Genomic DNA, 11,576 nt, shown 5'->3' with positions numbered 1-11,576 from the left:
AAGCCTATGACTATTGATAAACAGTCCAAATGCGTTACACCTATGTTTCCACCCAGTTACTAACCCATGATGAATACGTATGTAAGCAGTTGTGCAAAAATCTACGCCGAGGCTACTATAAATCCGCTAGTTTCACCCTCTGCTTGTGGGGTTTGAAATCTGTGAGGTCGTTTCTGATAGGGTTACATACAAGGATTGCTATCAGGCTTAAGTTCTTTCTGCTGACTGGCTTTAGGCCACTCACTTGGGCTAACCCCTTTGAATTAAGGTGTTAGGTCCAAATTTGAAATGAATTTATCGGCGAATATACTTCTGAGGGAGGAGTATATTCGCCATTTTTTCACAGAGTACACTCATTCATGGCATGCGCGAAACTACCATGAATAAGCCATGAATCTGACTATTAGCTTTTATTGTATGCTCTTGGCTGTGATGAAATAGCTGACCACATAAAAGCAAAGTACAGTGCCAATCCATTGCTAGGCAAAACAATTAAAACAATAAGCACTCAAGGCAGAACGACTGCCGGCAACAGAAAGGAAGTTCAATGTCTTCGAATCACCAGCAAGATCCTCATCAAGCCGCAGCGCCTCAGTTGCCGTATGCCTTCAAGCAACAACCTGAGCTGAGTTTCTGGCAAATTTTTAATATGTGTTTCGGTTTTTTAGGTATTCAATTTGGGTTTGCCCTGCAAAATGCCAACGTCAGCCGCATTTTTCAAACCTTGGGGGCTTCTATCGATGAAATCCCCATACTGTGGATTGCCGCGCCGCTAACGGGTTTATTGGTTCAACCTATTATTGGTTATTTGAGTGATAACACCTGGGGACGCCTTGGCCGTCGCCGCCCCTATTTTTTGATTGGCGCGATTTTTACTACCCTTGCCATTTTTATCATGCCGCACTCGCCTACCCTGTGGATTGCCGCAGGCATGTTATGGATTATGGATGCCTCGATCAACATCGCCATGGAGCCGTTTCGCGCCTTCGTCGGTGACAATTTACCGAAAAGCCAGCGTACCCAAGGCTATGCCATGCAAAGCTTTTTCATCGGTATTGGCGCTGTGGTCGCTTCGGCCTTACCCTATATTTTGACTCACTTTTTTGATGTTGCGAATACTGCACCAGCGGGTGAAATTGCCGATTCAGTGCGTTATGCCTTCTATTTTGGCGGCACAGTATTATTGCTCGCGGTCACTTGGACTGTCGTATCGTCAAGAGAATATTCCCCTGAAGAATTAGCCAGCTTTAACGCAAAACAAGTCAATGCTGAAGATCAAACCTTAGCCCGCACTCGTACCCGCAAGGATTATCAATTTGCCTCCTTCGTGTGGATGGGTCTCGGCGCCCTGCTCACCTTCACTATTTGGGCGCAGGATTTAGACAAGCAACTGTATATTTTGAGCTTAGGGATTTTCGCCTTTGGCCCATTACAACTGTATTGCGCGCTGCGTTTGGGCAATTCACAACCCGCTGAACGCAATAAGCTCGGCATGGTATTTAGCGTGGTCGATGACTTGTTCCATATGCCCAAAGCCATGCATCAACTGGCGATCGTGCAGTTTTTCTCTTGGTTCGCACTGTTTGCCATGTGGATTTACACCACAGCCGCCGTGACGTCTTACCATTTTGGCAGCAGCGATGTGTTGTCCCAAGCTTATAACGACGGCGCAGATTGGGTCGGCGTACTGTTCGCCTCTTACAATGGTTTTGCCGCCATTGCGGCGATTTTTATTCCTATGCTGGCTAAGCATATTGGCATCAAGCTGACCCACACAGTCAATATGTTCTGTGGTGGTATAGGTTTGATTAGTTTCTTTTTTATTAAAGACCCAAGCCTGTTATGGCTGCCTATGATAGGTGTCGGTATCGCGTGGGCGTCAATTTTATCTGTGCCCTACGCCATGTTGTCGGGCATGTTACCCCCGCAAAAAATGGGCGTTTACATGGGGATTTTTAACTTCTTCATCGTCATCCCGCAGCTTCTTGCCGCCAGTGTGCTGGGTTTAGTGCTCAATGGTCTGTTCGATGGTCAACCTATTTATGCACTGATCACAGGTGGCGTCTTGATGATGTGTGCAGGCATTGCCGTATTATTTGTCGACCAAGACATTGTCGAACAAAATAACTCAAATAATCAAAGTGCAGCGATGAACCGCAAGACCCACTCAATCACGAAAGCCACAAGCAAATTAACGAATAAAAGTTAGCTCTTTATAACAGCGATACACATTAGGGGACATGCAGCAATGCATGTTAAGCATGCGGTGAATTCAGTCATTTGGCTAATCACAGCAGCATAAAATATCTTTATCAATTCAATCACTATAAAAATAAAACCATTATTTGGGGAGAACGAGATGGAATCGAGTCCTACGCCGCAGCAGGATCTGCACACCAACCAAAACCGTCACACACAAGCGTTAACAAAGCGCAGCCGCCTAGCGCTTGCCGTCGCCGCAAGTCTATTAGGGACAATAGGGTTCACAGCCTGTTCACCCACATCGAATTCAGCAACAACTGCCACAAGTGTGAATGCCGCGCCAAGTGTCCAGCAGGTTGCGCCCGGCGCACCGGGTAAAGCGCCGACTTGGGCATTTTCGGGTAAAACTGGTATTGGGACGTCTTACGAGCCTTATACCCAAGGTCAATACCAAGATGCCAAGCAAAATCCCATTAGCCGCGTTTGGTTCTCCCTCGCCCAAGGTATTTTAACCGAAACCATGTATGGTCTTATCCATAATGCGCAGCTCAAAGAACTGCAATTTGTGGTCACAGGTAATGGCTTTGTCGATACCGAAAAAGAGAACACTATCAGCAGCATAGAATATTTAGATACAGATGCTAATGGTCGCCCGCAATCCCTTGCCTATAAAATTATCAATAAAGATGTTGAAGGTAAGTATCAGATTGAAAAGCATATCTTTACCGATCCCGACCGCGACACTTTGATGATGCGTGTCACCTTTACCGCCTTTGAAGACGGCATTACACCGCATTTGTATGTCAATCCGCATATCGACAATGCGGGCGCCAATGATATCGGCCGCATCGATACTCATACTGACAATCATGCCAACACTCATGCTAATAATCAGGCGCTGGTGGCCTATACCGCCGCCAAAGACAGTAGCGTAATGACGGTAAAATCCGATCTGAATTTTGTGCAGGCTACGACTGGCTTTGTCGGTGTTTCCGATGGCCTAGCCGATTTGGCCGATAACGGCAAACTCGATACGCCCTATCAAACGACCAGTGCGCAAGATAAATCGACCGTTGGCAATATCGCCTTTACCGCGAGTTACCCTACGCTCATCAAAGCCAAACCCGTCACTTTTAATCTCGCCATCGGTTTTGGTAAAGATGAAGCACAGAGTTTAGCCAATGCCGATGCCAGCTTGGCCGCAGGTTATGATGCTGTGCTCAGCAATTACAACACAGGCTGGCAGGGTTACCTAAGCTCGCTGCCCGCCATCGCTAACATGGCCAACAACACGACCGATAACGGTAAGCTGCTGTATACCAGTGCTATGGTCTTGAAAGCGCAGGAAGATAAAACCTATGCGGGCGCACTTATCGCCTCGTTATCTAATCCTTGGGGCGATACGGTTTCGGCAGCCGTGCCGAGCACTGGCTATAAAGCGGTATGGCCGCGCGACTTTTACCAATGCGCCATGGCATTCCTCGCCATGGGTGACACGCAAACGCCCAAAGTGGCCTTCGAATACCTGAAAAAAGTGCAAGTGACCGAAAAGACGCCTGGCTTTACGGGTACGCCCGGTTGGTTCCTGCAAAAGACCCATGTGGATGGCCAAATCGAATGGGTCGGCGTGCAGCTCGATCAAACCGCCATGCCTATCATGCTCGGCTGGAAACTCTGGCAAGCGGGTGTACTCACCCCTGATGAGATCAGTCACTGGTATCAAGAGATGCTCAAAGGTGCAGCGGACTTCTTGATCAGTGGCGGTGAGGTCAATCTGGATTGGAATCACACCCAAATCACCCCACCTAAAACTCAGCAAGAACGTTGGGAAGAACAAGCGGGTTACTCCCCCTCAACAACGGCTGCCGTGATCGCTGGTCTTGTTGCCGCGAGTGAAATTGCCAAAGAAGCTAAAGATATTACTTCAAGCGCCCGTTATCTTACCGCCGCCAAAGACTTAAGTAATAGTTTAGAAAAACACTTAGTCACCACCCAAGGGCTATTGAAAAACAGCGCAGGCGTCAGCGCGCCCTACTATTTACGTTTAAGCCCGAATGGAGAGCCAAATACTAGCGATACACTGGCGGCAAATAACGGTAAGCAAGGTTTAGATCAACGTCAGATCCTCGATGGCGGATTTTTAGAACTAGTACGTTATGGCGTGCGCGGTACAACTGACAAGCTAATCAATCAAAGCCTTCAACTGATTGATAATACAGAGCTTGAGCACAACCTACGCCTTAAATACGAGTTTACCGCCAAAGATGGCAGCACTATCCCAGGCTTTAGACGTTATGGCAACGACGGTTACGGCGAGGATACGGTTACTGGCAAAAACTATGCGGAATCTGGCAGCAACAGCGCCGATCAACGCGGCCGAGTCTGGCCCTTCTTCACCGGCGAGCGTGGTCATTTTGAATTAGCACTCGCCCAAGCAAAAGGCGAGCTAACAGGCAATAACGCGCAGCAAACCAAGCAACAGTTAATCAACACCTATGTGCAAGGCATGGAAACCTTTGCGAATGCGGGCATGATGTTACCCGAGCAAGCGTGGGACGGTGTCGGCGATGCCACCCGCTATCATTACCAACTCGGACAAGGCACCAACTCTGCCACACCGCTTGCTTGGACCCATGCCGAATACATCAAACTGGTGCGCTCAATGACCGATGGCCAAGTCTGGGATTATTACCCTATCGTCCCTGCGGCATTAAAATGACAAGTTGAAATAATCAATTAAAATAGCGCATTAGCTTAAGACACTTTGATAAATTGCAGGCTAGAACAGCATCCTAGATATTGTTCTAGCTTTTTTATAGACAGTTTTATGATGCCTGATTTAGCTCCCGTTTCTCATAGGCTTATGCTGCGGGTAATCTTGCGGCGTGCAACCAAATTGCATTTTAAAGGCGGCACTGAAACTGCTGACACTCAAATAACCTAAACTATGGGCCACCATAGTTGTGCTCTCCCCTTGGCTTAAGCTCTCAAGCGAATTTAACAAACGAAACCTTTGCCGCCATTGTCGATAAGTGAGCCCAGTTTCAGCTTTGAATAGTCGCTCAATCGTTCTCACACTCGCGCCGCCCATTTCGGCTAACTCGGTCAGTGAGTAACTCACTTTTGGACGTCGGATCAGCGTTTGGATTAATCGGCTGAGTCTTGGATCTGAGCCAGCGGGTAAATGGGCATCCAGACTGTCCAGAGTTTGAAGCTCATCGATGGCAACCAAACCCAGCCGATGCAGTTGTCCACTGTCCATAAGATGTGAACTTTCACAAAGTTTAAGCACTAATTCACGCATCAGCGCTGTCATAGTCACCATCACCACTTGTGTATCCTGTGGCCTAACGCCATAACTAGGGTCAATATAAATATTGCGAGTATGGGCGTGGGTTTCACTGTTCACTTGATGGGGCAAATTGCAAGGGATCCAAACGGCATGGGTTGAGGGTACCACCCAGACGGCATTTTCACTGCGAACACGTAACAAGCCTTTGGCGGCCCAAAGTAACTGACCCCGCGGGTGCGAGTGAGGCTCGATACCCGCTTCCGCCGCCATATTGCGAGTATGGGTCAGCACGGGCCGATTGGCATCTATGATAAACGCCGCATCACTGGGTGTTAACAATGTCGCTTTAGGAACATATTTTGACATATTACCCTCTTAAAACGCCAAACTAAGTCAGCTATCTTAGTAGGCATCTTTTACGTATTCAACCCAATAGGTCGGTGAGCATGAAACGTTTTATTGGCGTTAAACAGCTAGCGTTTTTCAGTGCACTGTTGATCGCTACTTTACTTGCGCTTTTTCCGCTAAGTCAGCATCCCGCGGTGTTTTCCTACAGCGCAGGCGTAGTGTTAGTGACCTTGATGTTTTGGAGCACAGGTTTCTTCCCGCCCTTTATGGCGGGGTTAATCTTTTTTGCCCTTGCCACCATTTTTAAACTCATTGAGCCGAGTATACTTTTCTCCGGATTCGGCTCAACTGCGGTGTGGTTAATCATTTCAGGGTTTGTGATCGGCAGTGCCATCACTCAGTCTGGCTTAAGTCGCAGAATGGCCAGTTTGATTGCCCCCATACTGACCTCAAGTTATCCACGCTTGATTGCGGGTTTGGTCTTTAGTGCCGTGCTGCTTGGCTTTGTGATGCCCTCATCCGTTGGCCGTGCTGTGGTCATGGTGCCAATTGGTATGGCGTTAGCTGAGCAAGTCGGTTTTGCTAGTGGTAGCCATGGACGGATAGGCATTGCGACCGCCTTGGCACTGGCGTGCAACATGCCCAGTTTTGCCGTGTTGCCCGCGAATATTCCCAACATGATATTGGCAGGTTCCAGTGAGAATCTATTCAATATCCATTTTGGTTATACCGAGTATCTCTTATTGCATTTTCCAATCCTTGGTTTACTCAAATCGATATTGATTGTGGCGCTAGTTATCTTCCTATTTCCTGCAAAAATTGATAAAAATCAGCCTGAACGCGTTATTGAAAAAGAAGCTTATAACCTTGGTATGCAAAAGAAAGTTGCACTGTTACTGGCGATTACTTTGCTCTTTTGGGTGACTGACTCGCTGCACGGCATTAATCCCGCTTGGGTAGGATTAACAACGGCTATCTTGTTATTGCTCCCAAAATGGGGAGTGCTTGAGCCTAAGAGTTTTAATAGTTCAGTGGATTTGTCGACCGTCATTTTTGTCGCGGCGGCCTTAGGTCTGGGAGCATTGGTCAATCATTCCGGGCTCGGCACTGCGCTAGGTCAACTGTTCAGTGAATGGTTACCATTGCAGCAAGGGGCATCGTTCCTGAATTTTATGTCGTTATCGTTAATCGCGACGCTAACAGGATTAGTGGCAACGGTTCCAGGCGTGCCGACTGTGTTGTCCCCCATGGCGGCAGATTTTGCCAATGCAACTGGCTTCTCCACCCCTGCGGTATTAATGACGCAGGTGATCGGTTTCTCAACCGTGATTTTTCCTTATCAGGTTGCCCCGTTGATTTTGGCGATGCAATTATCCCAAGAGCCCTTAAGCAAACTACTTAACATCACCTTACCGCTGGCGGCAATAACGCTCGTTGCACTGATCCCACTGGATTATCTGTGGTGGCTATGGCTCGGTTGGATAGCCTAAACCCTCACCATTGGCGGTATTCATGCCTCCAATGGTGGATTTTAGAGCGGTTATATCAAGAACTCACAAGGCCCACGTCCAAAGCGCGATGCTCAGGTGACTGAGTAAAGCTCAATTACTTGATCTTGAGTTGGTAAACACTTGTGGTGCCACTGACTTCATTGCCTATGATTAACAAAGGATTACCGTTAGGGCTTTTATCGGCACTGACAAATTTCATCCCTTCTGGCCCTAAATCACCCGCCAATGTTGCATCACCTTTGACTGCACCTGTAGCGGTATCGACAACGAAGTCAGCTTCAAAATCACGATTCACAACATAGTCGACAAAATGCACATCAAAAGGATTAGTCACGTCATAGATCATAAAGCCAGAGGTACGTTCTAAACCAACAAAGGCATATAGTCGTTGACCAATTTGGCCTAGGGCTAAAGCTTCTGGCTCTGGCCCCTTGTCATCGCTGCGACTATCACCTTTATTTTCTTCGTTGTTATTGTTGAATTTATCCCCCAGTAGTGCGGCGGTAATACGTTCAAAATCACTGCCACTGTCAAACACTTGCTGACCATCAGCATTCCAAATCGAGAATGAACGAGCACCAAAGCTCATGACTTTGTCGTAGTCGCCATCCTTATCATCGTCCCCCATGCTCGTCGTTACCTTGAGACGCGCTAATTGGGTTTTATCTTTTGCGGCGGCAAATTGTGGGTGATTCGGGTCGAGCACTAAATCCCCTGCGCGGGCTTCTTCCGAAAAAGCCGCATAGTCACGGGAGTCACCTTCATTCGCAGTCACAATAAAGTCAGTGTTATTCCAACGGTAGCTAGCAAGGGTATCGGGTTGATACATGCCGTACACCCCTGTGTAGCTTTGCTGGTTAACAAGATTATCTTTGTCACTCGCATCAATTTTATTCACATCAAGCCCGTAATCTTTGAGGCCTAGCGGTAAAATCTTCGAGACTTTCGCATTGGCGATATCAATCACGGCAATAGCATTGTTCTCTTGTAAACTGACAAATGCACGGCGGTTATCTTGGCTAATGGCGATATATTCAGGTTCTAAATCCTGCGCCACACTCGCCATTGGGCCATTAATTTTAATGTCAGCGGTGATTTCAGTTGCACGCGCACCGCCCTGATTAAACGCACTAAAATTTATGATGGTCGCAGTAGCTGCGGGCTTACCGTCAGTAATAGCAATCAACGCAACACTGCCTTCAGGATCTAAGGTATAGGCTGGATTTGGTTCGCCTTCATTGGCCACGAGTAAGGTTTTACCATCGTGGGTGAACACCACATTATCGGGTAAAGCACCGACTTCGACGGCGCTGATAAACTGCGGAGCATCTGTGCCGTTAAGCTGATAAAAAGCTACAAAACCATTAGCTTGGGTTTTATTGCCTGCAGCGTCACCACGCTCAATGGCAGCCACTAACAAGTTGCCTGAAATACTCACGCTGTTCACGCTACCCATAAAGGTTTGACCCACATCCTTAGCAACATCGAGTTCTACTAATTTTTCAAGATTATTCAATGCTAAAGGATCTGTGGCGTTTGATGCAGTCGCTAATAAGCTGCCATCGATAATATCGACTTTGCCGCTAATCGCATTGACCACAAAAATACGGTTAGATGCACTGTGATATTCAACGATTTCGGCGGCACTTAAGCCATAAACGCCAGTCTGATGACGACCAATCAACTCTGCTTTTAAGCTTACAGTTTGTGGCTGGCAAATATATTGGGTTTGCGCGACTGCAATTTCACTATTATCCAATTGTCCATTATGGTTGGCATCTAATCCGGTATCGATACGCTGACCACCGGCGGGACAATTTGCATCACCGATAGTTAATGCGGTCACTTTAACCAGTGAATTTAAGCCGTTGTCGCCTTTATCACCTGCTGCGCCATCATCACCGCTGCAAGCACCGAGTAATAAGCTCGCCATAATGGCGGTTGCAAGCGGGAGTAGTTGTGTTTTCATCGTGTCATTCCTGAATATTTTATTTTTAGTAGGGTGAAGCTAAAGCCCACTAAATTAGTCAGCATAAAAGACACCTAGATGACAAAGCAGTGACACTCAGATGACAGCTCGCACTTTAGAATGAGTCAGTTTGAACCATAAGGATGTGAAGGACTAAGGTGTAAAGAGCAGAGTTACAAAGGGCTACGATTTGATAAGAAAGACTTGATAAGAAAGATTTAAATGAAGAATCTTGTGAAGATAACGGCTCAATCCACTAAAGTGATGCCTCGATAATCAAACTTACCACTTAGTTACAATTTAATCGGTAAAATACAGTAAAGAAATCAGCGCAAAGATTGGTTTATTTGTCCGAGCACTTTACTATGCTATTGCTTGCTGTCTGAACTGTGCAAATAGACAATAACGCAATTCACTTTTGCCTAAACCCCGCCAATGATCTTGATCATGTGCTCTCGCTCTTAGTGTAGAAACTGGTAGCGCAGGAACTGGCTTAAAAATGGCGGATTAATTGTGAATTGTCCTAGTACAATTTAAACCACACCGCATAAACCTGTGAAATACGCTTTCAATTCTTTCGCCACCCGAGGTAACAGTGGACCCACAATCACAACCTTCTGCCCATAACGGCAGACGTATACCGAATTTAGCGCTGCTTATTCCCATGCTTGCGGCGATTGTCGCGATCACGCCATTGGCCATCGACATGTACTTACCTGCGATGTCGACATTGGCGCTCAGTTTTCATACCGATGTCACGACAGTGCAACAGTCCCTGAGTATCTACTTAGCGGGTTACGCGCTGGGCATGTTATGTTTCGGCCCCCTAGCCGACCGCATTGGTCGTCGCCCTATGGTGATATTGGGACTGAGTGGATTTATGCTCACCAGCTTACTGATTGGGTTTGCGGGTCAAGTCGAAGTCTTTCTTGGACTACGTTTTTTACAGGCCTTTATCGGCGCGGCTGCGACTGTGGTGGTGCCGGGATACATCAAAGAAGTCTATGGTGACAATACCGCCAAGGGTATGTCATACGTGAGTTTAATCATGATGTTAGCGCCATTGTTGGCTCCTAGTATTGGCAGCGTGATCCTCGAACTCGGTGATTGGCATTTAATCTTCTTCATTCAATCCGCCTATGCCGCAACCCTGTTATTACTGGTGCTGTTTGCGCTAAAAATGCCCAGCGATAAAGATATGGATACCCGCAGCCAGAAATCGTTTCTTGGCGCCTATGCGACCGTATTTTCCCGTCCTGGCGTTAAGCTAAACATTGCCAGTGGCGTGTTAACGTCTTTTTCATTTTTCTGTTATCTCACCGCATCGCCCTTCGTTTACATGGAAGTCTTTGCCTTAGATAAATCCTATTTTGCCATCTTGTTTAGCACTAACGTCGGCGCCTTGATGCTGGCCAATATCATTAATACGCGCATCGTGGGCCGTTATGGTTCGCTACGTATGTTGCATGTGTCGACCTTTTTCGGGGCGATTGCTGGTGTCGGTTTATTAACCGTAAACCTGCTGGATATGAGCTATCACTTTACCGTGATCATGCTTATTCCTTTGATGGGTAGCCTAGGGGTGATGTCAGTCAATGCCGATGCGATAGTACTGATGAAGTTTAAACAAGAAACAGGAACCGCAACCGCAGTTATTGGCACCTTAAGATTTGGCTGTGGCGCACTGGCGGGGCCATTATTGGCGGTGTTTTACGATGGCACTGCCGTGCCCTTCTCTGCCCTCATGTTAGGTTCTATTGTGTTAGTCGGTATTTGCCAATTCAATCGTCCAAAGCATCAAATACCGCCGACGGTTTAAGGATCTATTTTTAAGGGTCTATTTCTAAGAGCCATGGATACCAATGCCACATCGGCAACACATGTTTGATCGCATAAAACAGCGCATTGGCTTTCACAGATGTAGCAAATAAGTAATATTTAATCGCGACAGTTAAGTATCTGCTTATCTAACCTCCAACACCAAAACGGCACTTTTAGTGCCGTTTTTGCTTTTTAAGCATCTAACAATCTGAAAAATATAAGATAAGCCCATAAACCAGCCTAGGTTACTTGGCGATTCAAGCAAGTTATCGAGTCATTCAAACGTGAAATTGTTTCAAGTTGGTTATTTTTTACATAAAAGGCTTGAAATGTTGTTTTTTTTGAATATGATGAAATTCTGTTCATTGCAACAGTTGCTGCATCCTAAGGGATGAGTCACTTGTCTTCGACGAAGTCAGTTCAGCATTTCGGA

The 11,576-nt window shown here is 46.8% G+C and carries 6 protein-coding genes; 4 read left to right on the top strand and 2 right to left on the bottom strand.

Annotation, left to right across the window (positions count from 1 at the left end; translation table 11 throughout):
- Positions 1-547: 547 nt before the first annotated feature.
- Together KO537_RS06985 and KO537_RS06980 are read left to right on the top strand one after the other, a co-directional pair.
- Positions 548-2,209, top strand: coding sequence for an MFS transporter (locus KO537_RS06985; protein ID WP_173244675.1), 1,662 nt, complete (start codon positions 548-550; stop codon positions 2,207-2,209).
- A gap of 150 nt (positions 2,210-2,359) precedes the next feature.
- Positions 2,360-4,921, top strand: a complete 2,562-nt coding sequence (locus KO537_RS06980; protein WP_219234118.1) for a glycoside hydrolase family 15 protein — start codon at positions 2,360-2,362, stop codon at positions 4,919-4,921.
- Between the two features lie 120 nt (positions 4,922-5,041).
- Here KO537_RS06980 and KO537_RS06975 read toward each other — a convergent pair whose 3' ends face one another.
- Positions 5,042-5,860, bottom strand: coding sequence for a helix-turn-helix transcriptional regulator (locus KO537_RS06975; protein ID WP_105252590.1), 819 nt, complete (start codon positions 5,858-5,860; stop codon positions 5,042-5,044).
- A gap of 80 nt (positions 5,861-5,940) precedes the next feature.
- Here KO537_RS06975 and KO537_RS06970 point away from each other — a divergent pair, with 80 nt between their 5' ends.
- Complete coding sequence (locus KO537_RS06970) at positions 5,941-7,332, top strand: SLC13 family permease (RefSeq protein WP_219234117.1); 1,392 nt, start codon at positions 5,941-5,943, stop codon at positions 7,330-7,332.
- 115 nt (positions 7,333-7,447) lie between these two features.
- On the opposite strand, the gene KO537_RS06965 is transcribed toward KO537_RS06970, so the two are convergent.
- Positions 7,448-9,322, bottom strand: coding sequence for a choice-of-anchor I family protein (locus KO537_RS06965; RefSeq protein ID WP_219234116.1), 1,875 nt, complete (start codon positions 9,320-9,322; stop codon positions 7,448-7,450).
- 595 nt (positions 9,323-9,917) lie between these two features.
- On the opposite strand from KO537_RS06965, the gene KO537_RS06960 reads away from it, so the two are divergent.
- A complete protein-coding gene (locus tag KO537_RS06960; RefSeq protein WP_006081844.1) occupies positions 9,918-11,141 on the top strand; it encodes a multidrug effflux MFS transporter in 1,224 nt (407 codons plus the stop codon).
- Positions 11,142-11,576: the final 435 nt, after the last annotated feature.

Source organism: Shewanella sp. NKUCC01_JLK, from assembly GCF_019345615.1.
Taxonomy (GTDB): domain Bacteria; phylum Pseudomonadota; class Gammaproteobacteria; order Enterobacterales; family Shewanellaceae; genus Shewanella; species Shewanella oncorhynchi.
This window is presented reverse-complemented; position numbering and strand designations above follow the sequence as displayed.